Source organism: Mycobacterium colombiense (assembly GCF_001672755.1).
Classification (GTDB): domain Bacteria; phylum Actinomycetota; class Actinomycetes; order Mycobacteriales; family Mycobacteriaceae; genus Mycobacterium; species Mycobacterium colombiense_C.
Window position 1 is genome coordinate 58,850 of sequence record NZ_LZKI01000119.1, and the last position, 26,646, is coordinate 85,495.

Annotated in this window: 26 protein-coding genes and 1 tRNA gene; 13 read left to right on the forward strand and 14 right to left on the reverse strand. The window is 66.4% G+C overall.

Annotated elements, in window-relative coordinates:
- Window positions 1-83: 83 nt before the first annotated feature.
- The gene (locus A5708_RS16610) at window positions 84-1,148 is read left to right on the forward strand and encodes a patatin-like phospholipase family protein (RefSeq protein WP_196772661.1); all 1,065 of its coding nucleotides are present in this window, start codon (window positions 84-86) and stop codon (window positions 1,146-1,148) included.
- A gap of 33 nt (window positions 1,149-1,181) precedes the next feature.
- On the opposite strand, the gene A5708_RS16615 is transcribed toward A5708_RS16610, so the two are convergent.
- The 13 genes from A5708_RS16615 to A5708_RS16675 all read right to left on the reverse strand — a co-directional run bounded on the left by A5708_RS16615 (window position 1,182) and on the right by A5708_RS16675 (window position 12,893).
- Window positions 1,182-2,051: a patatin-like phospholipase family protein gene (locus A5708_RS16615; RefSeq protein ID WP_065029677.1), complete on the reverse strand. Its 870-nt coding sequence runs from the start codon at window positions 2,049-2,051 to the stop codon at window positions 1,182-1,184.
- 23 nt (window positions 2,052-2,074) lie between these two features.
- Entirely contained in the window at window positions 2,075-2,965 is an 891-nt protein-coding gene (locus tag A5708_RS16620; RefSeq protein ID WP_065029678.1) for a class II glutamine amidotransferase, read from the reverse strand.
- A gap of 25 nt (window positions 2,966-2,990) precedes the next feature.
- On the reverse strand, window positions 2,991-3,464 hold the full coding sequence (locus A5708_RS16625) for an SRPBCC family protein (RefSeq protein WP_065029679.1): 474 nt from the start codon (window positions 3,462-3,464) through the stop codon (window positions 2,991-2,993).
- Between the two features lie 19 nt (window positions 3,465-3,483).
- The gene (locus A5708_RS16630) at window positions 3,484-5,109 is read right to left on the reverse strand and encodes a long-chain fatty acid--CoA ligase (RefSeq protein WP_065029680.1); all 1,626 of its coding nucleotides are present in this window, start codon (window positions 5,107-5,109) and stop codon (window positions 3,484-3,486) included.
- 151 nt (window positions 5,110-5,260) lie between these two features.
- Window positions 5,261-6,379, reverse strand: coding sequence for a WD40 repeat domain-containing protein (locus A5708_RS16635; RefSeq protein ID WP_065029681.1), 1,119 nt, complete (start codon window positions 6,377-6,379; stop codon window positions 5,261-5,263).
- A 423-nt stretch (window positions 6,380-6,802) separates the two neighbouring features.
- Window positions 6,803-7,141, reverse strand: coding sequence for a P-II family nitrogen regulator (locus tag A5708_RS16640; protein WP_065029682.1), 339 nt, complete (start codon window positions 7,139-7,141; stop codon window positions 6,803-6,805).
- A gap of 15 nt (window positions 7,142-7,156) precedes the next feature.
- A complete protein-coding gene (locus A5708_RS16645) occupies window positions 7,157-8,551 on the reverse strand; it encodes an ammonium transporter (RefSeq protein ID WP_231117935.1) in 1,395 nt (464 codons plus the stop codon).
- Between the two features lie 168 nt (window positions 8,552-8,719).
- Complete coding sequence (locus A5708_RS16650; protein WP_065029683.1) at window positions 8,720-9,490, reverse strand: DUF427 domain-containing protein; 771 nt, start codon at window positions 9,488-9,490, stop codon at window positions 8,720-8,722.
- A gap of 7 nt (window positions 9,491-9,497) precedes the next feature.
- A complete protein-coding gene (locus tag A5708_RS16655) occupies window positions 9,498-9,770 on the reverse strand; it encodes a DUF6295 family protein (RefSeq protein ID WP_065029684.1) in 273 nt (90 codons plus the stop codon).
- A gap of 9 nt (window positions 9,771-9,779) precedes the next feature.
- Entirely contained in the window at window positions 9,780-10,535 is a 756-nt protein-coding gene (locus tag A5708_RS16660; RefSeq protein WP_065029685.1) for a dienelactone hydrolase family protein, read from the reverse strand.
- A 120-nt stretch (window positions 10,536-10,655) separates the two neighbouring features.
- Window positions 10,656-11,462, reverse strand: a complete 807-nt coding sequence (locus A5708_RS16665) for a hypothetical protein (RefSeq protein ID WP_065029686.1) — start codon at window positions 11,460-11,462, stop codon at window positions 10,656-10,658.
- A 99-nt stretch (window positions 11,463-11,561) separates the two neighbouring features.
- Window positions 11,562-11,635: transfer RNA gene (locus A5708_RS16670), tRNA-Leu, on the reverse strand.
- A 31-nt stretch (window positions 11,636-11,666) separates the two neighbouring features.
- Window positions 11,667-12,893 (reverse strand): class I SAM-dependent methyltransferase, encoded by a 1,227-nt coding sequence (locus tag A5708_RS16675; protein ID WP_065029687.1) that lies wholly within the window; start codon window positions 12,891-12,893, stop codon window positions 11,667-11,669.
- A gap of 124 nt (window positions 12,894-13,017) precedes the next feature.
- On the opposite strand from A5708_RS16675, the gene A5708_RS16680 reads away from it, so the two are divergent.
- The 5 genes from A5708_RS16680 to A5708_RS16700 all read left to right on the forward strand — a co-directional run bounded on the left by A5708_RS16680 (window position 13,018) and on the right by A5708_RS16700 (window position 16,894).
- Complete coding sequence (locus A5708_RS16680; protein WP_081292987.1) at window positions 13,018-13,350, forward strand: DUF732 domain-containing protein; 333 nt, start codon at window positions 13,018-13,020, stop codon at window positions 13,348-13,350.
- Between the two features lie 647 nt (window positions 13,351-13,997).
- Window positions 13,998-14,885 (forward strand): PPE family protein, SVP subgroup, encoded by an 888-nt coding sequence (locus tag A5708_RS16685; protein ID WP_065029688.1) that lies wholly within the window; start codon window positions 13,998-14,000, stop codon window positions 14,883-14,885.
- A gap of 69 nt (window positions 14,886-14,954) precedes the next feature.
- Window positions 14,955-16,109, forward strand: coding sequence for a PPE family protein (locus A5708_RS16690; protein WP_065029689.1), 1,155 nt, complete (start codon window positions 14,955-14,957; stop codon window positions 16,107-16,109).
- 159 nt (window positions 16,110-16,268) lie between these two features.
- Window positions 16,269-16,565: a WXG100 family type VII secretion target gene (locus A5708_RS16695; RefSeq protein WP_007771418.1), complete on the forward strand. Its 297-nt coding sequence runs from the start codon at window positions 16,269-16,271 to the stop codon at window positions 16,563-16,565.
- Window positions 16,566-16,609: 44 nt separating this feature from the next.
- On the forward strand, window positions 16,610-16,894 hold the full coding sequence (locus tag A5708_RS16700; RefSeq protein ID WP_065029690.1) for a WXG100 family type VII secretion target: 285 nt from the start codon (window positions 16,610-16,612) through the stop codon (window positions 16,892-16,894).
- 108 nt (window positions 16,895-17,002) lie between these two features.
- Here A5708_RS16700 and A5708_RS16705 read toward each other — a convergent pair whose 3' ends face one another.
- Complete coding sequence (locus A5708_RS16705) at window positions 17,003-18,364, reverse strand: PPE family protein (RefSeq protein WP_065029691.1); 1,362 nt, start codon at window positions 18,362-18,364, stop codon at window positions 17,003-17,005.
- A 700-nt stretch (window positions 18,365-19,064) separates the two neighbouring features.
- Here A5708_RS16705 and A5708_RS16710 point away from each other — a divergent pair.
- The 7 genes from A5708_RS16710 (at window position 19,065) to A5708_RS16735 (ending at window position 26,642) form a co-directional block, all read left to right on the forward strand.
- Complete coding sequence (locus A5708_RS16710) at window positions 19,065-19,838, forward strand: response regulator transcription factor (protein WP_065029692.1); 774 nt, start codon at window positions 19,065-19,067, stop codon at window positions 19,836-19,838.
- Window positions 19,835-21,364, forward strand: coding sequence for a sensor histidine kinase (locus A5708_RS16715; RefSeq protein ID WP_065029693.1), 1,530 nt, complete (start codon window positions 19,835-19,837; stop codon window positions 21,362-21,364). Before A5708_RS16710 ends, A5708_RS16715 begins: the two co-directional genes overlap by 4 nt.
- Before the next feature lie 360 nt (window positions 21,365-21,724).
- Window positions 21,725-21,808, forward strand: a complete 84-nt coding sequence (locus tag A5708_RS26895) for a potassium ABC transporter ATPase (RefSeq protein ID WP_155766050.1) — start codon at window positions 21,725-21,727, stop codon at window positions 21,806-21,808.
- Window positions 21,805-21,894: a potassium-transporting ATPase subunit F gene (locus A5708_RS26900; protein ID WP_155766044.1), complete on the forward strand. Its 90-nt coding sequence runs from the start codon at window positions 21,805-21,807 to the stop codon at window positions 21,892-21,894. Before A5708_RS26895 ends, A5708_RS26900 begins: the two co-directional genes overlap by 4 nt.
- The gene (gene kdpA, locus A5708_RS16725; protein WP_065029695.1) at window positions 21,894-23,564 is read left to right on the forward strand and encodes a potassium-transporting ATPase subunit KdpA; all 1,671 of its coding nucleotides are present in this window, start codon (window positions 21,894-21,896) and stop codon (window positions 23,562-23,564) included. The genes A5708_RS26900 and kdpA overlap by 1 nt, the downstream gene beginning before the upstream one ends.
- Window positions 23,564-25,717: a potassium-transporting ATPase subunit KdpB gene (gene kdpB, locus A5708_RS16730; RefSeq protein WP_065029696.1), complete on the forward strand. Its 2,154-nt coding sequence runs from the start codon at window positions 23,564-23,566 to the stop codon at window positions 25,715-25,717. Before kdpA ends, kdpB begins: the two co-directional genes overlap by 1 nt.
- Window position 25,718: 1 nt before the next feature.
- A complete protein-coding gene (locus A5708_RS16735; RefSeq protein ID WP_065029697.1) occupies window positions 25,719-26,642 on the forward strand; it encodes a potassium-transporting ATPase subunit C in 924 nt (307 codons plus the stop codon).
- Window positions 26,643-26,646 lie beyond the last annotated feature (4 nt).

Below are 26,646 nucleotides of genomic sequence, written 5' to 3' on the forward strand. Positions count from 1 at the left end.
TCGGCCGCCGCGTAATTGGGATCACGGCGGAAAAAAGTGCCCGCGCCGCCCGCTCACCGAGCGCCTCCGCGCAAAATGTAGGGGTGCCTGACGAACTTCCGCGTCGATCAGAAGCGACCCGGGTGGCACTCGCCCTCGGCAGCGGTGGCGCCCGCGGCTACGCCCACATCGGGGTAATCGAGGCCCTGGAGGCCCGCGGCTACGACATCGTCGGCATCTCCGGCTCTTCGATGGGCGCCCTGGTCGGCGGCCTGCAGGCGGCCGGGCGGCTCGACGAGTTCGCCGACTGGGCGAAGTCGCTGACCCAGCGCACCATCCTGCGGCTGCTGGACCCGTCCATCAGCGCCGCCGGCGTGATGCGGGCCGGCAAGATCTTGGACGCGGTGCGCGACATCCTGGGGCCGGTCGCCATCGAAGAACTGCCCATCCCCTACACCGCGGTGGCGACCGACCTGCTGGCGGGCAAGTCCGTGTGGTTTCAGCGCGGCCCCCTCGACGAGGCGATCCGGGCGTCCATTGCGATCCCCGGCGTGATCGCCCCCCACGCGGTCGACGGGCGGCTGCTCGCCGACGGCGGCATCCTGGATCCGCTGCCGCTGGCGCCGCTCGCCGCGGTCAACGCTCACCTGACCATCGCGGTGAGCCTGTCCGGCAGCGAGGCGGTCAGCAACCGCGAGCCGGAGCCGGGTGCCACCGTCGAGTGGCTGACCCGCATGGTGCGCAGCACCTCCGCGCTGCTCGACACGGCCGCCGCCCGGTCGCTGCTCGATCGGCCGACGGCGCGGGCGGTGCTGAGCAGGCTGGGCGGACCGGCCGGCGAGCCGGACAGCTGGGCGGACACCCAGGAGGACGAGCAGCCGGTTGACGACGCCGGCGCACTGGCCGGCGTGGAACCCGACGTCCCCAAGCTGGGCAGCTTCGAGGTGATGAACCGGACGATCGACATCGCCCAGGCCGCCCTGGCCCGCCACACCCTGGCGGTCTACCCGCCCGACCTGCACATCGAGGTCCCGCGATCGACGTGCCGGGCGCTGGAATTTCACCGGGCGGTGGAGGTGATCGCCGCCGGCCGCGCGCTGGCGGACGACGCGCTGGACGCCCTGGAAGTCCAGGACGAGCAGGACGTCCCGCCCGCGATCGAGCGCTGAGCCGCGCTCAAATCGCTTGCGCGCCAACCGCTATCACAGGCCTAGGAAGCGGGCGAGGGCCGCGGCTTCGCGGCGGCCCTGCTCGCGTCCGGCCCGGGCCGACGGGATGCGGCAGCCCGGGTCCAGCGCGTTGGGCCCGAAGGCGGCCAGCGAACCCGCATCGGCGAACACGGCGAACGCCGCGCCGGGAAACGCGGAGACCTCGGCGGCCGGCCCGGCACCGAACGGCGACGGCGCATCCACGCCCGAGGGCACCAGGACCACCGCCGTCGCGCAGTCGGCGGCCACCACGAGATTGACCGAGCTGGCCACGCCGCCGTCCATGTAGTGGCGGCCCGCGATAGTCACCGGCGGCCACGCCCCGGGCACCGCGCAGCTGGCCGCGACGGCATCGACCAGCTCGACGTCGGAGTCGCGGTCGAAGACGGTCAATTCGCCGGTGTCGACGTCGATCGCGGTGATCCGCAGCTCCCGGTTCGGCCAGTGGTGCGACGGCAGGCGCCGCGCGATCACGTCGCGGCGCACCGGCGCGGGAACGGTTTTGGTGGCCAGCGCCACGGCGCCGATGCGCTGCATCTGTTGCCGGGTCCGGTCCAGCGTGTCTTCGTACGGCTCGCCCAGGGCCGTGAGGAACAGTTCGGTGATGGTCTCGATGTCCACGCCGGAATCGATCTCTGCCGACGACTCGGCGACCTGCCGGTCGAACAGCTCGTCCAGGGTGTGGCCGCTGCCCAGCTGCGCGGCGACCGCCGAGCCCGCCGATGTCCCGACCAGCACGTCCGACTCGGTCAGCAGCCGGGCCACCGCCGGCGACTCGTCGGCGATGCCTCGCAGAACACCTGTCTCCCAGGCGATTCCCGCTATTCCCCCACCGGCCAGCACCAGGGCGCGTTTGGTTGTCACGTCGTCTACCCTGCCAGCACGGATCAGGCCAGTTGCCGGGTGTTCGGCAGGGCGTGCTGCGACGCCTCCACCGGCGAGCTCAGTTCCTCGCGACGCAGCAGATGTTTGGGCGGGTCGGGCAGGATCATGCTGCGGTGGATGTGCAGATCTGCATCGACATGGAAGAGTTCACCCGCCGGCAGCAGCCGCCAGCGTGGCTCGTCGTCCATCACCTCAGTGGCGAACACCACCGACGACCGCTCACACAGATGCTCCGACCGGGCGTGAATCCGCTTGGTGCACAAGTCGAATTCGGAATCATGCGAAGCCGCATCGTCGGATCGATCCAGAATATAGAGGTAATGGGTTTCCGGGTAGCGCAGCGCCCACATGTCGGTGCCCGTGCTCAATAACACGTTGACCGCGTAGATAGGAACATGCTCGGCGAGCCATCGCACGGCGTCGGTGAGGCCGGCGGTGATGTCGCCGTCGTGTGCCCGGATCGCGGCGGTGATCAACGCGAAGACCCGCTCGGAGTCGGTGTCGCCCAACACCAAGTCGTCGGTGCCGACCTCACGTAGCCGCTCGTCGAGGATGTCCAATCCTTCGAGAACGCCGTTGTGCGCGAAGATCCGTCCATCCTGCAGGAACGGGTGGGTGTTGCGGATGTCGAGCGAACCGGTGGTCGCGTATCGGACATGGGCGATGACGGTCGTGCCGGTCATCCGGTGCGCCTCGGTCGCGAATTTGGCGTCCTGCCAGGCCGCTATCGGCTCCTTGTACAGGTGCGGTTGGCCCTGTTCGTCGAAGACGCCCAGCCCGCTGCCGTCCGGATTTCGCCTGCTCTGTTGGGCCAGGCTGTCCGGGGCGTCCAGCAGCCAGAAGGTCGCGGTGCACGCGTGTGTCCCGGCGTGTAGGCCAAAGAGTCGGCACATGGCTCCCCACGCTAGCGGTCGCGGGTCAGCCCGTCAGCACGGCCGACAGGTCGTGCAGCGCCCGGCGCGCGTAGCCCTTCCACATCCTGCCCAGCACCGGCAGGGCCCAGGCCGTCAGCGCGGAGCGCGGGCGGATGTCCCAGCGCCAGGTGATCTCGGTGCCGCCCCCGGCCGGGGCGAAGATCCATTCGCCGAGCACGTGGTCGACCAGCAGCGCCATCGGGCCGGTGACCTCCGAAAGCCGGTAGCTGAACGACCGCGGCGGGTCGACGCTGGTCAGTTCCTCGCGCATGGTGGCCCCGCCGGCCAGGTGCACGACGCGGGTCTGGCCCGCCGCGTCCCACGCGCCGGTCTGCTCGCGCACCTCCTTGATCGGCGGGAAGGGCCCATACCAGCGGTGGAAAAGCGTCGGCAGCGGAATGGGCAGTGTCCGATGGAAAGCGTCCCGGGCCGCGACCGGGGTCACCACGGATTGATCGACGACGAGTGAATGTGCCACCGGGGTAACGCCTTTCAGCTCAGTGTGCCTCGACCACCTGGTATTCGTCGTCAGCGTATCGCGACCGGATGGTTTTCTTGTCGTACTTGCCGACGCTGGTGCGCGGGATCTCATCGACGAAGGTCCACCGCTCGGGCAGCCACCACCGAACGACCTTGTCGGCGAGGAAGTTTCGCAGCTGTTCGGGACTCACCGCCGCGCCCTCCTTGGCCACGATCACCGCGAGCGGCCGTTCCTCCCAGCGCTCGTCGGGAACGCCGACCACGGCCGCCTCGACCACATCGGGGTGCCCGATCAAGAAGTTCTCCAACTCGACCGAGGAGATCCATTCCCCACCGGATTTGATGACGTCCTTGGCGCGGTCGGTCAGGGTGACGAACCCGCGCTCGTCGATGCGGCCCACGTCGCCGGTGCGCAGCCAGCCGGAATCGAACTTCGATTCGTCGCGGCCCAGGTAGTAGGAGCCGGCGATCCACGGCCCGCGCACCTCGACCTCGCCGACGGCCTCGCCGTCGTTGGGCAGCACCTGACCGTCGTCGTCGACGATGCGCATCTCCACCCCGCAGACCGGCTGACCCTGCGTCCCGCGGAAGGCCCAGTGCTGGTCCTCCGGGGTGCCCGGCGGCGGCCACGCCATGGTGGCCAGCGGCGACGTCTCCGTCATGCCCCACAGCTGCCGGATCTGCACGTCGTGCTTCTCCTCGAAGGTGCGCATCAGCGACACGGGGACGGCCGAGCCGCCGCAGACCACCAACCGCAGCGACGACATGTCGTGGTCGGGGTCGTCCTCGAGGTGATGCAGGACGCCGTTCCAGATCGTCGGCACCGCGCCGGTCACGGTGGGCCTGAGGTCCTCGACCATCGCGACCAGCGAGCGGGGATCGAGATGGCAATCGGGCAACACCAAGTCGGCGCCGGCCATCAGCGCCGCGTACGGCAGCCCCCAGGCGTTGGCGTGGAACATCGGCACGATGGGCAGCACGCAGTCGGTGGCCCCGACGCCGATGCCGTTGGTGCTACACGCGGCCATCGTGTGCAGAAAGCTCGAACGGTGGCTGTAGACAACGCCTTTCGGGTTACCGGTGGTGCCGCTGGTGTAGCACATCGCGGCCGCGGAGTTCTCGTCGATGCGCGGCCAGTCGAACTCGGTGGGCTCCCCGTCGAGGACGTCGGCGTAGCGCAGCACGGTCTTACCCACGCCCTGCAGCGGCTCGGTGTCGTCGCCGACCACGATCACCGTGTGCACGGTCTCGAGCTCGGGCAGCACGGGTGCCAGCAATTTGACCAGTGAGGCGTCGACCAGCACCACCCGGTCCTCGGCCTCGTTGGCGACGAAGGCGATCTGCTCGGGGAACAGCCGGATGTTGAGGGTATGCAGGACGGCGCCCATCGACGGCAAGGCGAGGTATGCGGTGAGGTGCTCGGCGTTGTTCCACATGAACGTGCCCACCCGCTGGTCACCGGTGACGCCAAGCCGGCGCAGGCCATTCGCCAGTTGCGCGGCCTGGCTGCCCAGCTCCCGGTAGGTCGTGCGCCGGTAGCCGTCCCCCGTGGCGGTCGTGACGGCGCGTTCGCCGTGCACGGTGCAGCCGTGACGCATGATCGCGGTGATGGTCAACGGATAGTCCTGCATCGTGCCGTCCACTGATCTACCGCCTTAGTCTCGGGGCAACACCTGTGCCTTCGGCCGCCTCCCACCCTAAGCCTGAATTCGGCGAGAGTGTCAGCACCCGAGGAGACTGCCGGCCGACTGCGTGGATCCCGTTCGGCCGTGGCCGCTTTGGGCGCCCCGCCGCTCAGGCCAGGGCCAACTCCCACTCCGGCAGCTCGGGCAGCCAGCCGGCGACCGACAGGTCCCGGTCGCCGGCGCCGCGGTGGGCCCGTGTCGGCGCGGTCGAGGCGATGCGCGCCGCGGTGACCACGCCGGAGTAATCGGCAACGTAGAGATGGGTGCCGTCGGGGCTCTCCACCACGCACGACGGGTGTTTGGACACCTCGACCTCGCCGATGATGTCCTGCTCGTGGGTGCTCAGCACCGTGACGCGGTCGTCGCTGACCAGGTAGGCCCGCGCGCCGTCGCGGCTGAGCGTAATCCGCGTGAGGGGGCCGGTGATCTCCGGGATCTTGTGGGTGCCGACGATCTTGTTGACCCGGGTGTCGACCACGTCGAGCACCGCACCCGCGACCGGATCGCAGCTCGCCACATACGCCGTGCCTCCGTCGTCGCTCAGCGCCACATCGCGAACGGGCAGACCGAGGTCGACGACGCCGACGATGCGCGAGCGGCCGCCCACCCGGCGATTGTCGGACCGCGTCCGGGTTTCGATCATGACGAGACTGCCGCCGGTCGGGGCGTTCATGCCGACGTACAGCCGACGGCCGTCGGCGCTGACCCGCACGCATTCGGTGCTGGTTCCCGCCACGGTCGCCAGGTCGATGACCTCGAGTTCGCCGGTCGTGGTGTCCAACGCCGTCACATCAGCACCGCGAGCCGCATTCCGGCCGGCGTAAAGGTACTTTCCATCCGGGCTCACCGTCAGGTCGGTCACGCTGTTCGCGAGCCGGTGTGTGGCGATGCGCCAGTTCGTCACGACGTCGATGACCTCGATGGCGTCGCAGCCGGCAGTCGCGGTGCTGACGTACGCATAGTTCGAGTCCGCACTGCTCATGGCGACCGCGAACGGCTCGGACAGCCCGGTGATCGTGCTCGACACTCGGCACGTGTGGGCGTCGATGACCGAAACCATGTTGCGGCCGTAGTTCGTTGCGATCAGCCGGCGCCCGTCGGGGCTGATGTCAAGATCGCTGATCGGGCCGTTGTGCAACGGGACTCGCACCACGGAGGTGTTGTCGAGCTCGAAGAGTCGGCCGTCTCGATCGTCGTGCGCGGCCGTAGGGCCGTTCACATCGTTCACGCTGGCACCGCCTTTGCTGTGTTTGTCGGCTCTGGTGGGCGCAGTGGCGAAGCCGCCGATACGTGTGCGACGATCTGGCCTCCGGATCCACCGGCTTTCAGCACCGAAAGGCGCTGACGAGACTGGTTTTCGGTAGTCTACTGGCCAAAGATCGCTCCACCGCAGTTCGAGATGCTCGACGTAAGCCACGTCACTCCGCGCACTCAGGTTCTGCTCAGGGTTCCAGTCACGCTGTCTCGCAGTCGCTTACCCGTAGCGAAAGTCAGGCAAACCCGCTTCCGGCGGATTTCGCCCGCGTCGCTAACAGCCCACGTGAGCGCGCTTTCGGGCGAAGAAGTAAGGAACTCTCAGGTTTTACGGCCGGCGAGGGAAAGATCACACCTCGGTGGGCTGACGATGGCCGTGCGCAGGAATTGCCCTGGATCACAGCGCGTCGTGGTCACGTTCCCCGGTCCGGATGCGGACAAGCGCTTCCACCGGGGACACCCACACCTTGCCGTCACCGATCTTCCCGGTGCGCGCCGCGCCGATGATCGCCCCGGTGACACGGTCGACGAATTCCTCGTCTATCAGGACTTCGACCCGGACCTTCGGCACGAAATCGACCGCGTATTCGGCTCCCCGGTAGACCTCGGTGTGCCCCCGCTGCCTGCCGTACCCCTGGACTTCGGTGACGGTCAAACCCAGCACACCGGCGGACTCCACGGCATGCCTGACGTCATCGAGGGTAAAGGGTTGGACGATCGCGGTAATCAGCTTCATGACGTGTTCGCATTCTCAATCATCCACCGGCTCAGCGGCTTTGGATGCGGTCGCGTCACTCCGTGATGTGGAGGACAACTCGAGCCGCCGACCCGTGACGAGTGTTTCGTCGGGGTAAGCCTCTTCGTCGTGGGCACCGAGATCGCCGGTTTCCAATACCTCGTCGGGCAACCGCAGATTCATAAAGAGACCAAGGGCTTTCAGGATGACAAACGTGACGAGCGCATCCCAGACGATGACCGTGCCCGCAGCACCGGCCTGGATCAATATCTGTTTGGGATGGTGACCGTACAGCCAACCGGCGAAGGTCACGTTCTGTCCCGTGCTGCCGCCCAGATATTCGACAATGTGCGGATCGGCGAGCACACCTACCAGCAGCCCGCCGGCCAAACCCGCCACACCGTGCGTGTGAAACACGCCCAGCGTGTCATCCACCTTCTTGAAAAGCCTTGTCGTACCGAGCCAATTCCACGACATCCATACCAGGGAGGAGGCGACCGCGCCGATGATCATCGCACCGAAGCTGTTCACAAAGCCGGCGGCCGGCGTGATGGCGACCAAACCGCTGATCATCCCGTTTACCGCGCCCAGGAATGTGGGTTTGCGCTGCTTGCTCCCGACGAGGTCCCAGATCACCCAGGTGAGCAATGCGACTGCGGTCGCGAGATTGGTGTTGATCACCGCCAGTGACGCGTCGGCACCCGAAAAATACGGGTCACCACCGTTGAAGCCGTTCCAGCCCAACCACAAAACGCCCGCACCAACCGCGGCCAGGGGCAAGTTGTTCGGCACCGCGCGTTCCCGGTCGCGCGCCAGCCTCGGACCTATCACCGCCGCGGCGACGAACCCGGAAGTCCCGGCGGCGAGGTGAATCACGTAGCCGCCGCTGTAATCCAGCGCGCCCGCGTGTGACCACCAGCCGCCGCCCCACAACAGAAACGCATTGACCGAGTAGGCGAACGTCGACCACAGCGGCACAAAAATCAGCCAGACCTTGAAGCTCATTCGCCCGAGCACGCTGCCGAGAAAAAGGAGCGGCGTGATGGCCGCGAACACGAACTGGAAGTACGCCAGCGTGGTCTCCGAAAAGCGGAAAGACGGCATGGTGCCGTCCAGCAGCGGGATATAGGCGATCTGCTGGTTGTTGCTACTCAGGATGGTTCTTGGTTTCCCCACTGCCGACTGCAGGATGCCGGGGCCGAGTTTCAGCGGTTCGCCGAAGCCCATCTTGAAACCCCAGAGCACCCACACGACCAGCACCAAGGAGAATCCGGTGAAGGCCATCAACATGGTGTTGACGGCCCACTTTCGCTGCACGATTCCGCCGTAGAGAACGGCGATGCCTGGAATGCTCATCAGGCCGACCAGGGTCGCCGCCACCAACTGCCAGGCGTTGTCCCCGGGATTCACCCAATCCGGATATGGCAACATGGTTCAGACACACCCCAATTCGGGCCGGCAGGCCTTTGAGAATCAGCTGCGGTGCGAAGTGACGCCGTAGACGGGTGAAAGCGTCGAATGGCAATGTTTCGTCTGTATGAGCACGATTTTAAGAATTTATTTCGGATTGCTCCGCGGCTAGCTGAACTGCGTCTGCGGTCGCGCCAACCTGACCCCGTCGACGCTGATGTCGAGTTTCTCGTTGTAGAAAGCGATTAGACCGGCAATCTGACCGACCGCCGGAAGCGGATAGTGGTATGTCCATGCCAGGTCCTCGTGCACGGCGTCACCCACGCGCACCGACCAATAACCCGACGTTGTCCCCTTGTACGGGCACAACGTCTGCGTGGGGCTGGGTTCCAGGTGCTCGAAGGCGACATCGGTCGGATCGATGTAATACCTTGTCGGCAAACCTGTTTCGAACAGCAACACGGGAGTTGCGGTGTCGGCCAAGACAATTCCGTCCAGCTCGACGCGCACATGCCGGTGCGAGCGCAGGGCGTCGACCCGCGAATACGGATTGCGCGGGTGGCCGTAGATCGGCTCGTCTTCTTCGAACCAGCGCAACGGATTCCACTCGAAGCGCACGGTTCCGGCCAGCGGGCCGTCCCCGTCGGCGTCGAATACCCGTGCGGCGGACTCGTACGTCTGGCCGGCGACCACCAGGGAGTACAACCGCGACGCGCCGAATTGCACCTTCTGGGCGTGGTTTTCGTCGTGCAGGAACTCGGAACGGACATCGTCGAGCGGGATGTAGTACTGCGGGTAGTACGGGACTTCCCACACGTACCGGGCGGCGGTGGTGTCAAAGACCAGCGCGTCGCCGAGATAACCACGGATCCGCCGCGGGGCGGGTTCGATCCTGCCGCGCGCGGCGGCCATCTGCGGGTAGCCCGTTTCGGCAGTCATCGCTGACCTACTGGTCCTTGGAGGCCAGTCCGGCCGGGGCGTGACCGATGGCCTTGTGGATGGCCTCGGCCAGCGCGAGCGCGCTCTCCTCGGTCAGTTCCAGGGCCACCCGGGCCGACGGGCCGAGCTGCGGGTTGATCACGTCGATGTTGACGGTGTGGCCGTAGGGCGCGTGGACGGGATGGTCGACATACACCGTCGCGCGGTTGGCGCCGAACCATCCCGTCGCGCCCTTGCCGCTGCCGTCGATCTCGACATGTTCGGTGAGGTAGGTGCACATGGGAGATGCCTAGCCTTTCAGGTAGGTGGCGAAGAACTCGTCGATGCGCTGCCAGCCTTTCACCGCGGCCTCCGGCCGATACGCCGGCCGGTCGACGGAGAAGAACGAATGGCCCGCGCCCTCGTAGGAGTGGAACTCGTGCGGCTTGTTCAGCTTGTCGAGCTCGGCGTCCAAAGTGGCCACCGCGGCGGGCGCCGGGAATCGGTCGTCGCGTCCGAACAGGCCCAGCAGCGGACAGCTGAGGTGGGGGGCCAGGTCCAGAATCGGCTTCATGGCCTTGGGCATGCCCTCCGGCGGATCCTCGACGATGAAGGCGCCATAGCAGTCCACCGCCGCGTCGAACGGCAGCGAGCACGCCGCCAGGTAGGCGTGCCGTCCGCCCGAGCAGTGCCCGATGACACCGAACTTGCCGTTGGCACCGTCCAACGTGCGCAGGTGCTCTACCGCGCCCGCGACGTCGCCGACCAATCGTTCGTCGGGCACCCCGCCGGCGGCGCGCGCCGCGGCGGCCGCGTCATCGGGCGCGGCGCCCGGGGCTTCGCGTGAGTACAGGTTCGGCGCGACGGCGTTGTAGCCGCTGACGGCGAGCCGGCGGACGAACTCCTTGGTCTCCCGGTCGTACCCGGGCATGTGGTGGATCCAGACGACGCCGCCGCGCGAGGCCTGCGCGAGCGGCACGGCCTGGTAGGCCTCGATCTCGTCGCCGCCGTGGCCGGTGATGGTGATGGTCTCTGCGCGGATGGCGTCTGCGCTGGGTGCGTTCATCACGACTCCTTTTCTCCGCTCCGGTGGGCATTTCCGTTGTGACCACCCGGATGCGGAGCGCTGCGGCAGGTTTCGGGGCCGCTCCGCCGAGAACCAACGTAGCCCAATCGCGCTGCGGGCTCAGTGCCGCTTGTCGCGCACCTTGTAGGTCGAGGGCCACGACTTGCGGGACTCGTCTCCGGTCAACGGAGTTCCCATCCCGCCGACCTTGACGGCGTACGCTTCCTTGCCGGGGCCGACCTCGCGGTTGGCGTGTTCCTGGGCCAGAAAGTAGAGCTCGTCGATGGTGGCTTCGTCGTAGGCGACGAACGAGGTTTCCCGCGCGACGTCGTCGATGCCGACCAGCATCCGGTCGGGCAGCAGTCGCGACGCGACGGCCGTGAGCCCCAGCAGCCCGAAGGGAATGATCCAGTAGCAGAGAAACGACAGCGGGGTCTTCGTGTCCAGCATCAGGGCGGCGGTGGTCCCGGCGGGCCCGGCGGGACCTTCCAGGATCGACGGGATCACCGATGACACGGTCATCCCCGCGAATGTCGCGATCCACAGCCAGCTCAGGATCTTGACGATCCGGCCGAACAGCTCGGTTTTGACGACGTCGGCGGCTTGTTCCGCCGCGGCGAACTCGGCCACGAAGGGCTTGCCGACCAGCATCCCGATCAGCGTCACCAGAAAGATCCCGGCGTTGCTCAGCGGCAGTATCCACCGCTCGAGGAACGAATCGCCGAGCGTGAAGGCCAGCACGGCGAGACCCAAAAGCACTGCGACGGAAGCAAAATCGAAGAACTGCCACTTCCTGCCCGCCGCGCCCCCCACGCCCAGGCTGGCGGCGGCGATCGCCAATGCGACCAGCACGGCCGCGGGGAACGGAACGTTACCGACGAGTACCCAATACACGATCCACGGCGCGAGGCCGAACAGCATGCCCATGCTGGGTCAGTGTATGGATGACGATTTGCGGGCCGGTCGGCGGCAGGCCCAAACTGTTGGTCCGCGTGCACGATGGCGGCAACCGGCAGCGAAGTGCAGTGCCCCCAGTCGGACTCGAACCGACACTTGGCGGATTTTAAGTCCGCTGCCTCTGCCAATTGGGCTATGGGGGCCCGGTCGCGAATGTAGCCGACGGTGGGCAAGCTACCCGGTGGGGTCGGCGTGCAGCGCCATGGCCAGAAAGTCCAGGCGCCAAAGTCCTTGGAACAGCTTGTGCCCGAAATCCTGCAGCAGGTCCCTATGCGCGTCGGCGACGTTCCCGGCGTGTGCCACACATTCGATGATCTCCGCGATGGTGCGGCGGCCGTCGACGTGCTGCACGAACGGAAGCTGGGCCGGATTGAGCTTCTGCTTCCCACCCGGCCAATGGATCTCGTCGCCGAACAGCAGGCATGACGTGCGCAGTAGCGGGATGTAATCGAGTGACGCCGGTGACGCGAAATCGATCGAGTACTGCTCCGAGGGGCGTTCCGGGCGGCAGGCCAGGAAGAAATGGGTGGCGTTGGCCGGCTGGAGGCGTTCCATCACTGACCACAGTTGGGCGTCGGGCAATCGGTTCAAAGCCGATTGGAATTCGCTCACCGGCGCGAGCATGTCGTGCGGGTAATACGGCGACTTGTGAAACCAGCCCTGGAAAGCGAGTCCAGCCGCGGCGACCAGGTCCAGGCATTCCGCCACAGTGTAGCTTCGCGCGCGACTGTGCAGGAACGTGTCGACCAGGGCGCCGTCGGAGACGAGGTCGCGCGCCGCTTTCAAGTAGCTGTGCGCCGGGTGTTCGGCGGGCAGCACCGCGACCGCCTCTTTGACCAGTTGCACCGACCTTTCGTCTTGCGACAGCTTAAGGTCGCGAAACACCGATTCGAGCATTTCGACGCCGATGCGGCCGTACTTCGCGTAGAGCATGACGGCCAGGGCCCCATCCCTGCGCAGGCACTGGCCCAGCGCCGTCAGCCCGGCGAGTGGATCCGCCAGGTGGTGCAGGACGCCGCTGGAGACGATGAGGTCGAAGTTGCGCCCCAGCGCCGAGACCTCTTCGATCGGCAGCAGCCGCAGCTCCAAATTCTTTAGCCCGTGCTTGTCTTTCAGCTGCTCCTGATGGTTCAGGGCATTCTGGCTGACGTCGATGCCCACCACCGTGGCGCCGGGGTTTTTGAAGGCGAAAAGAGCGGCCTGAAAAGTGCCGCAACCTGCGATGAGGATGTCGAGGTCCGGTTGGTATTCGCGGTCCGGCCACAACAACCGGTGGGCCCAGAACGGATCGAACCAGTCCCAGTGCGTTTCGCTCCACGCCGCGAGGTCGGCCACCGGGGGCGGATATTCCCACCGATCGTATTGGCGGGAGACCCCGTCACCGCGCGGATCCTCGGTCACTTCGGCACAAGCTCCTTCGTTGTCTGCGCGGCGTGAAACCGCTGGTGAGCCATCGAGACAGAATTGCCGAAGACAATTATGATTCGGCTTCTGCACGCAGGCATCGCCACGGAGGAGTCGACGAGTGAAGAACGCGGCACGGTTGGTCGGTCCGGTGGCTGTCGCGGTGGCCGGTTTGATCAGCATCGCCGTCGCGCCGATGGCGAGCGCCGACCCGGCGGATGACCAGTACCTGCACACCCTCCAGCAGCATGGGATCGGCTGGCCGAACGGCTCCGAGCAGGCGATGATCAACGTCGGGCACGCGGTTTGCCAGGACTGGGCGGGCGGCGACACGCTGGCCCAGACGGTCGGCGACGTGCAGAAGACCCTCGGGCTCAGCAACAACGGCAGCGGCACCATCGTCGGCGCCGCGACGGCCGCATACTGCCCGGAATTCCGAAGCAAGATCCCCTAACGCTCGCGGCCGCTCGCGGGTTTGCCACCTAACGCCGGGAATAGTGCCACCTAATCGCGGGAGCAAAGCCGGCGGTCCGCGATGAACATGCCCGTGGTTTACGCCACAGCACGCGCCACGGGCCGCCGTTCAGGGAACCGACCGGAAGCTCAGCCCAGTTTGCGCGACACCCGGCCAAAGCCGAGCGCCGCCGGAACCGCAACTCGGGTCGATTGAGCGCGGCAATGACCCCGTGCGGCGGTCGAACTTCAACCGGCACTGCAGGATTTGATTCCGTCCCCCTGCGCCGCGCGGGCTGTCGGAGCCTGGCGCGTCGGCCCACTCGAACGGCGCGGCCACAGGTCTCGATATTAGCCAGACGTCTAACATGCGGTGTGGGATGGCGTCCACTAGTATCCGCGCATCACGCGCGTTTCCCTCTTGCGCCACCCGACTTCAGATGACGTCGCGGTATCAGCCAGCAAGGGCTTGTTAAAACTATGACACTCTCCGTTAAGAAGCCGTAAACGGCTATCACGTGCGCCTTTTCGACGGGAATGTGGAGGCGGTGGATAGCTAGCCTTTCCCCAACGCAGGGGACGTGACGTGAATACACAGGCCGACTCACCGCATGGGGATCGGCATTTTTAGAACCCAAGGAGCAATAGATGTCGTTCGTAAAGACACTGCTTGCAGATTTGCTCGCCGCCCAGGGGCAGTTGACGTCAGTCAACGGCAATCTGGAAGCACAGAACGCGGGCGCCGCGTCTGCGACCACCGTCGTCTCGCCCGCCGCCTCCGACCCGGTATCGATCCAGCAGGCAGCACTCTTCTCGGCGTACGGCACCCAGTACCAGACGGTCGCCGCCCAGGCCCAGACCCAGCTGCACCAATATGCGAGCACGTTGGGAGTCAGCTCCAACGCCTACGGCGACACCGAGGCCGTCAACGCGAGCCAGGCCGTGCTGTCGAATGTGACCTCCTCGAGCTCGAGCAGCTCGTCGGGCACTCCCCTCGACCTGCTCGCATACCTGCTCGGCAGCACCGGCAACAACACCAACCCGAACATGTTCGGCGGGATCTTCGGCCTCTCGAGCAACGGTGCCAACATCTTGAACATCGGCGGCGGCAACTGGGCATCCGCCGCGTCCGACCTGCTGGGAATGGCCGGTGGTGGTCTGCTCGACACTTCCGGTGATGCCGCCGGCGCCGGATTGGCAGCGGACATCGCCGCGTCGCCCGGGGCCGGCGCCGTTGGCGCCGCGGGCGGCGGCATGGTGGGCGTGGGCGCGGTGCCTGTGGCCTCGATGGGTTCGGCGACCATGGTCAGCAATATGGCGGTGCCGCCGAGCTGGGCCGGCACGTCCGCCCCGGTCGTCACACCCGTCAGCGCGATCCAAACGGCGGGATGGACCGCCGCCGCGCCCCAGGCCGGCGCCGGGACCGTTGTCCCGGGCATGCCGGGGGTGGGCATGGCCGGCCGCAGCAGCGCCGGTTTCGGTGCGCCGCGCTACGGCGTCAAGCCGATCGTCATGCCGAAGCCGACGGCCGTCTAGCCAGCCGACGCAATCACTGCCACTCAACGCACCGCGAAATTCCAACTGACAAAGGAACGGGAGACAGAAATGCTCGAAGGTTCACCACCGGAAGTCATCTCGGGACTCATGTACGCCGGCTCGGGGTCCGGGCCGATGATGGCCGCTGCGACGGCATACGCCAACCTGGCTGCCGAGGTCAGCAGCACGGCAACCCAGTGGGAGTCGATCATGTCGACGCTGACCACCGGCTCCTGGACGGGCGGCGGATCGGCCGCGGCATCGGCCGCAGCACAGCCGATCGTGGCTTATCTGAACCAGACTGCAGCTGCCCTCGAGCAGGCCAGCGCTCAGGCCACTGCGTCCGCGGCCGCGTACGAGGCCGCGTATGCGGCGACGGTGCCCCCAGCGGCGATCGCTGCCAACAGAACGCAGCTGGCGACGCTGGTCGCGACGAACTTCCTGGGCATCAACTCGGCCGCCATCGCAGCCACCGAGGCGCAGTACGCCGAAATGTGGGTTCAAGACACCACCATGTACGCCACCTACCAGGCAGCGTCGACGGCGTCCTCGGCCCTTCAACCGGTGACGCCGCTGACGTCGACCACCAACCCGGAGACGGCCTCGGGCGTTGACAATGCCGCCCTTGCCGGCGACTCGACGAGCGGCACGATCCAGGCCCTGGATTCGCCGATTTCGAGCGCTCTGTCGTCCTTGCCTGATGCCAACAGCAATCTGCTGGACTCGATCGACAACTTCCTCGGCACGCCGGCCGTGTACAACGCCATCAACGGCGCCGTCAACACCGGGGCCTGGTTCACCATGAACGCGATTCCGACGGCTGTATCGCTGGGCCACACCCTGGGTGCCGTGCCGGCCATTGCGGTCGGCGACGTGGCGCCCGACGGCATCGCGGGCATCACCGAAGGCACCATGGTGAGTTCGGTGGCGCCGACGGGCGGCCTGGGCGCGGCGACATCGGCCGCCGTCGGACAGGCATCCACGGTCGGCCGTTTGTCGGTGCCGTCCACGTGGTCTGCGGCCGCACCCGCGACGCAGTTGGCCTCGGCGGCCGCCCCGCTCGAGGGGTCGGGCTGGACCGTCGCCTCGGAGGCCGCCGAACCCGTCACCGCGATGCCCGGCATGCCCGGCATGGCGGGGGCAGCAAAGGCAGCCGGCGCCTACGGCAACGGCCCGCGGTACGGCTTCAAGCCGATCGTCATGCCCAAACAGGTTGTCGTCTGAGAGGGTCCGCTGATATGGGAAGAAGGGGGTACATGTCACCCATTTGAGGCGAGCAATTAACCGGTAGGCCGTAGTCTATTTGCAACGCGGCCACCACCACATCAATTACAACTGTTAAGACTTCGGCGAACTGAAGCTTCACGATAGGAGACAGCCGACATGGCAACACGTTTTATGACCGACCCGCACGAGATGCGGGCGATGGCGGGCCGCTTCGAGGTGCACGCCCAGACCGTTGAGGACGAGGCTCGCAAGATGTGGGCGTCGTCGATGAACATCGCCGGCTCCGGCTGGAGCGGTCAGGCCCAGGCCACCTCGTACGACACCATGGGACAGGTCAACCAGGCCTTCCGCAACATCGTCAACATGCTCCACGGGGTGCGTGACGGACTGATTCGCGACGCGAACAACTACGAGCAGCAAGAGCAGGCCTCGCAGCAGATCCTCGGCAGCTAGCAGTCAAAGCGGCTGTCGCTCAACACTTTTAAGGAGCCAAACAAATGAGCATCAATTACCAGTTCGGCGATGTAGACGCCCACGGTGCGTTGATCCGCGCCCAGGCCGCATCCTTGGAGCAAGAGCACCAGGCCATCGTTCGCGATGTGCTTGCTGCCGGCGACTTCTGGGGCGGTGCGGGTTCGGTGGCATGCCAGGAGTTCATCACCCAGTTGGGTCGCAACTTCCAGGTCATCTACGAGCAGGCCAACTCTCACGGACAGAAGGTTCAGTCCGCGGGCAGCAACATGGCCAGCACCGACAGCGCCGTTGGGTCCTCCTGGGCCTGACGCCTCCGACACCGGGGCCGCACACCACTTGGTGTGCGGCCCCGTTTTTCGGTATGTGAACGGGCTTGTGCCGCAACGGCGCAAGCCCGATTGATCGCCGGGCGCCGGCTATCCGGCCACCGGCGAACGCGGAAACAGCGACGGGCGCAGACCGATTCGATGTGCGCCACCGTCGGACTCGCGTCCGACCATCGCGCCTAGCGGCAGCTTGGAGATGCCCGTGCCGGTGGCCGGCGATGACACCGCCCCCACCGTCCCGGGTGCGGCGGCGTCGAAAGCCGGCAGCGGCGCGACGGACGAAACCGTCTCGGCCCACGTCGGCGGCACCGACAGAGTGCCGAGCGACGACGCTTGCCCCACACTCGCCGACGTGGTTGCGCCGAGTCCGCCCACCGGCCCAAGGCTTCCCAGCGCGCCCATGTCACCCAGGCTTCCCAAGCCCGGGGCCGCGCCCCCTTCGGCGCCGATGATCGAACCCGCCCCCTCCATGTCGAGCCCCAAGCCGTACACGTCCATCGCGACTCCGGCGCCGTCGCCGCCCAACCCGGCACCGTCGGCGCCCAGGCCGGCAAAATCGGAACCCAGCCCGATCGCATCCGACGCCAGGCCGGCCGCCTCCCCGGACCCCGCGGCACCGCCGAGCGCGGAGCTGACGCCCTGCACGGCCCCCAGCCCGGTGCTCGCGCCCTTGGTGGCACCTTTACCGGTGCCCGACAAACTCGATAGCGCGCTGACCGGGGCGGAGGCCCCGGACGACCCCAGCGACGCCCCGGTGCCCATCGCGGCCGGCGACAGCCCCGCGCCCGTCGACGAACCCGGGGTGGACAGGTTCTGCAGCGCCTGGGGCACCGAGGACATCGCGTGCGCCGAGGCCGTCTGGGCGTGCCCGCCCGCCTGCACCGCGGTCGCGTGGGCGACCGCACCGGCCTGACCGGTCACGCCGCCGGGATTCGTCGTCTGTGGTGGTGGCGGGAACGCGCTGAAGGTCGAGGCGGTTGCCGAACTGGCCGCGTAGCTGTACATCGCGGCGGCGTCCTGGGCCCACATCTCGCCGTACTGCGCCTCGGTGGCCATGATGGCGGGGGTGTTCTGCCCGACGAAGTTGGTCGCGATCAAGGCCATCAGCGCAGCGCGGTTGGCCGCGATGAGCGGCGGTGGCACCGTCATCGCGTACGCGGTTTCGTACGCGGCCGTGGCGGCCGCGGCCTGCATGCCCGACTGCTCGCACTGCTCGGCGGTTGCCCGCAGCCACAACACGTAGGGCGCGACGGCGGCCGCCATCGACATCGACGTCGGGCCCAGCCAATCGTTGGTCAGGGTGGTGATCACCGATTCGTATCCGCCGGCGGCGGCGCTCAGCTCAGCGGCCAATGCGTCCCAGGCCGCCGCGGCGGCCAGTAGCGTTGCGGGGCCCGGCCCCAGATACATCCGCCCAGAGTTGACTTCCGGAGGCAACGCGCCGAAATCCATTGTCTTCCTTAATCCTAGAAAAGTTTGCTGGGCCGGCCGCATGTGACGAACGACGCAGGCCCACCGCGACGCAGCCGCCTCATGACGCCCGGCAGCCCGTGCGGTCCCGCGCGGTGCGCCGCCGGTGCGGCGCCGGCGGGTAAGGCCGAACCTTTGGCTGCACGGGTCGTTTGTTGGGCGGCCCGGAGCGCGATGCCTTCGGTGAAGCGACGCGCCGTATCCGCGATGGCCACCGTTGGGCACGTCGGGGCATCGCCGCCGACCCGGGACGGCTCCGCGCTCGATGTCTGGGAATTCGCGCAGCCGGGCTGCGCCACGAAAAACAGGTCAATGAACCACTATTCGTAACAGGATGTGACTTGAAAGTGATGATGCTCGGGACACCGTCGTCCTCTGCCGTCGTGCGCATGTTTTAGACAATCGACGACATTCGCTGCTCCGCAGCGCTTGAGATTTAGATGAAATCGATTCTGGCACCGTTGGTTTGGTGACTGCGACCATGTACCTGATCGCATCCGTCAAACCAACGACTCTGCATTCCAGTATTTTTCGAAGGCCGATTCATCTCAAGGCGACACACGCGGGACATAGAGAACACATATTTGAGCCGCACCGGATGTGATCCGGCGAACAGGCCTACATTTGAGAATTCTATGAACTCCGTGACAGTCCTGTGTGTGGCTTGCCAGAATGTAGGAGCATGAGCGCAATGTCGGGATACTCAGCCGCGCAGCGCCCACGCCAAGCCATCCTGGGGCAGCTGCCCAGGATCTACCGTGCCGACGGGTCACCCATCAGGGTTTTGCTGGTCGACGACGAGCCGGCGCTGACCAATCTGGTGAAGATGGCGCTGCACTACGAAGGCTGGGTTGTCGAGATCGCCCACAACGGGCGCGAGGCCATGGCCAAATTCGATCGCGTCAGTCCCGACGTGCTCGTCCTCGACATCATGCTTCCCGACGTGGACGGATTGCGGATCCTGGAACGCGTCCGCCAATCCGACGCCTACACCCCCACGCTCTTCCTCACCGCGCGCGACTCGGTGATGGACCGCGTCACCGGCCTGACCGCGGGCGCCGACGACTACATGACCAAGCCGTTCAGCCTCGAGGAACTGGTCGCGCGGCTGCGTGGGTTGCTCCGCCGCTCCGGCCAGCAGCCCACGCCGACGGCCGAAACCCTCAAGGTCGGCGACCTCAAGGTCGACAGCGCCAGCCGGGAAGTCACCCGCGATGGCGACCCGATATCGCTGTCCTCCACCGAATTCGAATTGCTGCGCTTTCTCATGCGCAATCCCCGCCGTGCGCTGAGCCGCACCGAGATCCTGGACCGCGTCTGGAATTACGACTTCGCCGGCCGCACCAGCATCGTGGATCTCTACATCTCCTATCTGAGAAAGAAGATCGACTCGGGCCGGGAACCGATGATTCATACCGTCCGCGGTGTGGGGTACATGCTGCGGCCTGCGGAATGACCCGAGACCTGGACACCACATCCGGGGGCTTTCCGCGCTGGTTCCCCCATTCGCTACGCCGCCAACTGCTGTTGGGTGTGCTGGCTGTGGTCAGCGTTGTGCTGGTGACGGTGGGGATCGTCTCGGTGCTGAGCCTGCGCGGCTATGTCAACGCCATGAGCGATGCCGATGTCGCCGAGTCCCTGGACGCGTTGAGCCACCAGTACACCAAATATCGCAATGGCGAACATGTTTCGCCACGCCCCGGCACCCCGCCGATCGCACAGGCGATGCTCGAGTTCACCGGGCAGACGCCGGGAAACCTGATCGCCGTGCTGCACAACGGCACCGTGATCGGGTCGGCGGTTTTCTCCGAAGACGAACCCAAGCCCGCGCCGGCCGACGTCGTCCGCGACCTGCAAGCGCAGACGTGGAGTGACGGGCCGCCACGCACCGAAATCCTCGGCAGGCTGGGGCCTCACCGCGTCGAGAGCACCGTCGCCGGGTCCGACGTCCTGGTGGTCGGGGTGTCGCAGAACCTCGCCGACCGGATCATCGCCCGCAAGCAGCTCACCACCATAGTGCTCACCGGGGCGGCGTTGGTGATCACCGCCGGACTCACCGTGTGGGTGGTCGGTTACACACTTCGTCCGCTGCGCCGGCTGGCGTCGATCGCGGCCGGTGTCGCCGCTCTGCCGCTCACCGACGACGACCACCGGATCAGCGTCCGGGTGCCACCGCAAGACACCAATCCGCAAAACGAGGTCGGGATCGTCGGGCATACGCTGAACCGCTTGCTGGACAACGTCGACAGCGCGCTGGCGCATCGGGTCGACTCGGATCTACGGCAGCGCCAGTTCATCACCGACGCCAGCCACGAATTGCGCACACCGCTCGCGGCCATTCAGGGCTACGCGGAACTCACCCGTCAGGACAGTTCGGCGCTCCCGCCGACCACCGAATACGCGTTGGCCCGAATCGAGTCCGAGGCCCGACGGATGGCTTCGCTCGTCGACGAGCTGCTGCTGCTCTCCCGCCTGGGCGAAGGGCAAGACCTGCAGTCCGAGGACGTCGACCTGGCCGAGGTGGTCAGCAATGCGGTGAATGACGCGACCGTGGGAGCGTCGACGCATCACTGGGTCAAAGATCTGCCCGACGAGCCGGTATGGGTGCGCGGCGACAACGCCCGGCTACATCAACTGGTCAGCAATCTGCTCAGCAACGCCCGCGTGCACACCCCGCCGGGGGTCACGGTGACGACCGGAATCACCTGCCGCCGTGACGGTCCCGACGCGCCCTACGCGGAACTGACCGTCACCGACGACGGTCCGGGAATCGACGCGGAACTGTTGCCCAAGTTGTTCGAACGGTTCGTTCGGGCCGACAAGTCGAGATCCAACGGCACGGGCAATGGGCTGGGTCTGGCCATCGTCAGCTCGATCGTCAAGGCCCATCATGGTTCGGTCACCGCCGAATCCAACGAGAGCAGCACGGTGTTCCGGGTGCGGCTGCCGTTGATCTCGAGCGCCGACGAACCACCACGTTGACTCACCGGCGGTGTCACCACGCTGGTCACGAATAACATTGCTGCAGAAGGTAATTAACGGTTGTACCGTCTCTTCCGCCTGGTCGCCGGAGGCGACGGTAAGGCGACGCGCGATGCGGCCCGCCCGGGGGCGTTAAGAAACCGTAAATGTGCAGTGTGCGCCCGTTAGGAAACCGTCAATCGAACGTTCCGGCGGATGAGGTCCCGATAATTTCGAGCTGATCTTGGCTGGCGAGACCGTCGTTTGATGGTGGTGACCCGCGGCGCCCGGCTCCGGCCGCGCTTGCGATCACCCCGTCCTGTGGCTGGCTCACCGAGGTCGCTTTCGTATGCACTGTGATTGGCGCGGAACGGAGACAAGATGGGCGTGTTGGTGTACGTCGTGGCTACGGTGGCGATCTTCGCCGTGCTCGGCCTCGCGCAGAAGCTGGTCGAGCGGCTGTGAACTACGAAAACATCGTCGGTCTGGTGCTTTCCATCGTCATCGCCCTGTATCTCGGGGGTGCCCTGCTGTTCCCGGAGAGGTTCTAGTGAGCACAACAACAGCGGGGATCGTTTTCCTCGCCGTCCTCGTCGCGGCGTTGGCGGTGGTCCATGTCCCCTTGGGCGACTACATGTTTCGCGTGTACACGTCGCAGAAAGACTCCTTCGTGGAACGGGCGATCTATCGGTTGATCGGCGTCGATGCCCGCTCGGAGCAGACGTGGGGCGCCTACGCGCGCAGCGTGTTGGCGTTCTCGTCGATCAGCATCCTGTTCCTGTTCGTGTTCCAGCTCGTGCAGGACAAGCTGCCATTGCACCTGCACGACCCCGCCACCAAGATGACACCCTCGCTGGCCTGGAACACCGCGGTCAGCTTCGTCACCAACACCAACTGGCAGGCCTATTCGGGTGAGACAACCCAGGGCCATCTGGTCCAGATGGCCGGGCTGGCGGTACAGAATTTCGTTTCGGCCGCCGTCGGCATGGCGGTGGCGGTGGCGCTGGTGCGCGGGTTCGCCCGCAGGCGTACCGGGGAGCTGGGCAACTTCTGGGTGGACCTGGTGCGCGGGACGTTGCGCATCCTGCTGCCCATCGCGATCATCGGCGCGATCCTGCTGGTGGCCGGCGGAGCGATCCAGAACTTCCACCTGCACGACCAGATCGCGACCACCCTCAACGGCACCCAGCAGACCATCACCGGCGGCCCAGTGGCCAGCCAGGAGGTCATCAAGGAGCTCGGCACCAACGGCGGTGGCTTCTACAACGCGAACTCCGCACACTCCTTCGAGAACCCGACCGCGTGGACGAACTGGCTGGAAATCTTCCTGTTGCTGGTGATCAGCTTCTCGCTGCCGCGCACCTTCGGGCGCATGGTGGGAAGTACCAAGCAGGGCTTCGCGATCGCCGGGGTCATGGCGACGCTGTATGCCACCAGCGTGACATTCATGCTGTGGTTCCAGTTGCAGCATCACGGCACGGTTCCGACCTCGGTCGGTTCGGCGATGGAAGGCGTCGAGCAGCGATTCGGCATCGCGAACTCAGCTGTGTTCGCCGACTCGACGACGCTCACCTCGACCGGCGCCGTCGACTCGGCCCACGACTCTCTAACCAGCCTGGGCGGCATGGTCGCAATGTTCAACATGCAGCTCGGCGAGGTCGCACCGGGCGGCACCGGCTCCGGCCTGTACGGCATGCTCGTGCTTGCCGTGATCACCGTCTTCGTCGCGGGTTTGATGGTCGGGCGTACCCCGGAATACCTCGGCAAGAAGATCAATCCGCGCGAGATCAAGCTTGCCGCAAGCTATTTCCTGGTCACACCGTTGATCGTGCTGACCGGTACCGCCGTCGCGATGGCGCTGCCGGGCGAACGCGCCGGCATGGCCAACAGCGGCCCGCACGGTCTGTCGGAGATCCTCTACGCGTTCACCTCGGCGGCCAACAACAACGGGTCGGCGTTCGCCGGGCTGAGCGCGAACACCAACTGGTACAACACCGCTCTCGGCCTGGCCATGGCATTCGGCAGATTCCTGCCCATCGTGCTCGTGCTCGCCCTGGCCGGCTCATTGGCCAGGCAAGGCCACACGCCGGAATCGGCGGGCACCCTGCCGACCCATCGGCCACAGTTCGTCGGCATGGTCGCCGGCGTCACGTTGATTGTCGTCGCCCTCACGTTCTTGCCCATGCTCGCGCTCGGGCCTCTCGCCGAAGGAATCCACTGATGACCGCGACCGCGATCCAACCGGCCGAGCAGACGCAACCGCCAACAACGCCAACAGGCAAAAAGCGTGTGCAGGGCGGCCTGCTCGATCCGAAGATGCTGTGGAAGTCGACACCGGATGCGCTACGCAAACTCGACCCACGCACCCTGTGGCGCAACCCGGTGATGTTCATCGTCGAAATCGGTGCCGCCTGGAGCACCGTGTTGGCGATCATCAACCCGACGTGGTTCGCCTGGCTGACGGTGGTCTGGCTCTGGCTGACCGTGCTGTTCGCCAACCTCGCCGAGGCGGTGGCCGAAGGCCGGGGCAAGGCCCAGGCCGAAACGCTGCGCCGGGCCAAGACCCAGACCATGGCCCGGCGACTCAAAGACTGGGCACCCGGCACCCCCGGGGTCGAGGAAGCGGTCGCGGCGCCACAGCTGCTGCAGGGCGACATCGTCGTGGTCGAGGCGGGGCAGGTGATCCCGGGTGACGGTGACGTCGTGGAAGGCATTGCCTCCGTGGACGAATCGGCCATCACCGGCGAGTCGGCGCCGGTGATTCGCGAGTCCGGCGGCGACCGTTCGGCGGTCACCGGCGGGACCACCGTGCTCAGCGACCGCATCGTCGTGAAGGTCACCCAGAAGCCCGGCGAAAGTTTCATCGACCGGATGATCGCGCTCGTCGAGGGCGCCAACCGGCAGAAAACCCCCAACGAGATCGCGCTGAACATCCTGTTGGCCGCGTTGACGATCATTTTCGTGTTCGCCGTCGCGACGCTGCAGCCGCTGGCGATCTACTCCAAGGTCAACAATCCGGGTGTCCCGGATAGCCAGGCGCTGGGCGCAAGCGGTGTCACCGGAATCGTGATGGTGTCACTGCTGGTCTGCCTGATTCCGACGACGATCGGCGCGCTGCTGTCGGCAATCGGCATCGCGGGCATGGACCGCTTGGTGCAACGCAATGTGCTGGCGATGTCGGGCCGGGCGGTGGAAGCCGCCGGCGACGTGAACACCCTACTGCTGGACAAGACCGGCACCATCACGCTGGGCAACCGTCAGGCCGCCGCGTTCATCCCGCTCACCGGGATAACGAATGAACAGCTGGCCGATGCCGCGCAGTTGTCCAGCCTCGCCGACGAAACACCCGAGGGCCGTTCGGTTGTCGTGTTCGCAAAGCGGCACTTCGGGCTGCGCGCACGCACGCCCGGCGAGCTCGCTCAGGCGCACTGGGTGGAGTTCTCGGCCGCAACGCGCATGTCCGGTGTCGACCTCGACGGGCACCGACTGCGCAAGGGTGCGGCGAGTTCGGTCGCGGAATGGGTACGCGCCCACGGCGGCACGGTGCCGCATCAGCTCGGCGAGATCGTCGACGGCGTCTCCGCCGGAGGCGGGACCCCCTTGGTCGTCGGGGAGAGTGTCGATGGCAAGGCGACGGTGCTCGGTGTCATCCACCTCAAGGACGTCGTCAAGCAGGGCATGCGCGAGCGCTTCGACGAGATGCGCCGGATGGGCATCAGAACGGTGATGATCACCGGCGATAACCCGTTGACCGCCAAGGCGATTGCCGACGAGGCAGGTGTCGACGATTTCTTGGCCGAGGCCACGCCCGAGGACAAGCTCACGCTGATCAAGCGCGAACAAGAAGGCGGCAAGCTGGTCGCGATGACCGGCGACGGCACCAATGACGCACCGGCCCTGGCCCAAGCCGATGTGGGCGTGGCGATGAACACCGGCACGTCGGCCGCCAAAGAGGCGGGCAACATGGTCGACCTCGACTCCGATCCCACCAAGCTCATCGAGATCGTCGAGATCGGCAAGCAGTTGCTGATCACCCGCGGCGCGCTGACCACCTTTTCGATCGCCAATGACATCGCCAAGTACTTCGCGATCATCCCGGCGATGTTCGTCGCACTGTTCCCCGGCCTGGACCTGATCAACGTGATGCGGCTGCACAGCCCGCAGTCGGCGATCCTGTCGGCGGTCATCTTCAACGCGATCGTCATCGTCATGCTGATCCCACTGTCGCTGCGTGGCGTGCGCTACACACCGAGCAGCGCGTCAAAGTTGTTGAGCCGCAACCTCTATGTCTATGGCCTCGGCGGCATCGTCGCCCCGTTCATCGGAATCAAGTTGATCGATCTCGTCGTCCAATTCATTCCAGGGATGTCCTGACATGTCGTTTTCGAACTTCGCTCGCCTGCATTGGGCGGCACTGCGCACCCTGCTGGTGCTGACCGTCATCACCGGTCTTGCCTATCCCCTGTTCATCTGGCTGGTCGCGCAGTTTCCCGGGTTGCGCGACCAGGCCGAAGGGTCGATCCTGACCGCGCACGGCAAGCCGGTGGGCAGCAGGCTGATCGGCCAGGCATTCACCGACAAGGACGGCAACGCGCTGCCGCAGTACTTCCAGAGCCGCCCGTCGGCGGCCGGTGACGGGTACGACCCGACCTCGACGGGCGGCAGCAACCTGGGTCCGGAGAGCATCGTCGACACGCTCGCCGATCCGTCGCAGCTGGCGGCCGGCAAGTCCGCGGCGGACGCCGGCTTCAAGCCGAGCCTGTTGACGACCGTGTGCTCACGCAGCGTCACGGTCGGCAAGCTGGAGGGAGTCGACGGGTCGCGGCCATTCTGCACCGGCGGCGGTGTCGGCGCGGTGCTGTCGGTGATCGGCGCTCGCGACGCACGGGGCAACGTCGTCCACCCCACCCGGGTGGTCAGCGTCAACGAGCCGTGCGGCTCGACCACAATGCCGTTCCTCAGCCTCTACGAAGGTGTGCGCGTCGAATGCGCCAAGTACGGCGAGGACTACTCGATCGGACAGACCGTCCCCATCCGCGGTGCCGCACCGGCCGACCCGGCCGTACCCGCCGACGCGGTGACCGCCAGCGGCAGCGGCCTGGACCCGAACATCTCCCCCGCCTACGCCGACATTCAGGTGGCACGAGTGGCCAAAGTGCGCCACGTCAGCCCAGATCAGATACGTGAAGTGGTCGCGCAGAACAGCAGCGGCCGCGGTCTCGGCTTTTTCGGTGAACCGTGCGTCAATGTGCTGCAACTAAATCTGCAACTCGACCGCCGGTATCCGGTCACCAGCTAGCGCC

Coding starts and splice junctions, on each gene's coding strand:
- A5708_RS16620 (WP_065029678.1), bottom strand. CDS start 2,965: ATGTGCCGACTCTTTGGCCTACACGCCGGGACACACGCGTGCACCGCG.
- A5708_RS16640 (WP_065029682.1), bottom strand. CDS start 7,141: ATGAAGCTGATTACCGCGATCGTCCAACCCTTTACCCTCGATGACGTC.
- A5708_RS16650 (WP_065029683.1), bottom strand. CDS start 9,490: ATGACTGCCGAAACGGGCTACCCGCAGATGGCCGCCGCGCGCGGCAGG.
- A5708_RS16655 (WP_065029684.1), bottom strand. CDS start 9,770: ATGTGCACCTACCTCACCGAACATGTCGAGATCGACGGCAGCGGCAAG.
- A5708_RS16660 (WP_065029685.1), bottom strand. CDS start 10,535: ATGAACGCACCCAGCGCAGACGCCATCCGCGCAGAGACCATCACCATC.
- A5708_RS16665 (WP_065029686.1), bottom strand. CDS start 11,462: ATGGGCATGCTGTTCGGCCTCGCGCCGTGGATCGTGTATTGGGTACTC.
- A5708_RS16685 (WP_065029688.1), top strand. CDS start 13,998: ATGTCGTTCGTAAAGACACTGCTTGCAGATTTGCTCGCCGCCCAGGGG.
- A5708_RS16690 (WP_065029689.1), top strand. CDS start 14,955: ATGCTCGAAGGTTCACCACCGGAAGTCATCTCGGGACTCATGTACGCC.
- A5708_RS16695 (WP_007771418.1), top strand. CDS start 16,269: ATGGCAACACGTTTTATGACCGACCCGCACGAGATGCGGGCGATGGCG.
- A5708_RS16700 (WP_065029690.1), top strand. CDS start 16,610: ATGAGCATCAATTACCAGTTCGGCGATGTAGACGCCCACGGTGCGTTG.
- A5708_RS16705 (WP_065029691.1), bottom strand. CDS start 18,364: ATGGATTTCGGCGCGTTGCCTCCGGAAGTCAACTCTGGGCGGATGTAT.
- A5708_RS16710 (WP_065029692.1), top strand. CDS start 19,065: ATGAGCGCAATGTCGGGATACTCAGCCGCGCAGCGCCCACGCCAAGCC.
- A5708_RS16715 (WP_065029693.1), top strand. CDS start 19,835: ATGACCCGAGACCTGGACACCACATCCGGGGGCTTTCCGCGCTGGTTC.
- A5708_RS26895 (WP_155766050.1), top strand. CDS start 21,725: ATGGGCGTGTTGGTGTACGTCGTGGCTACGGTGGCGATCTTCGCCGTG.
- kdpB (WP_065029696.1), top strand. CDS start 23,564: ATGACCGCGACCGCGATCCAACCGGCCGAGCAGACGCAACCGCCAACA.
- A5708_RS16735 (WP_065029697.1), top strand. CDS start 25,719: ATGTCGTTTTCGAACTTCGCTCGCCTGCATTGGGCGGCACTGCGCACC.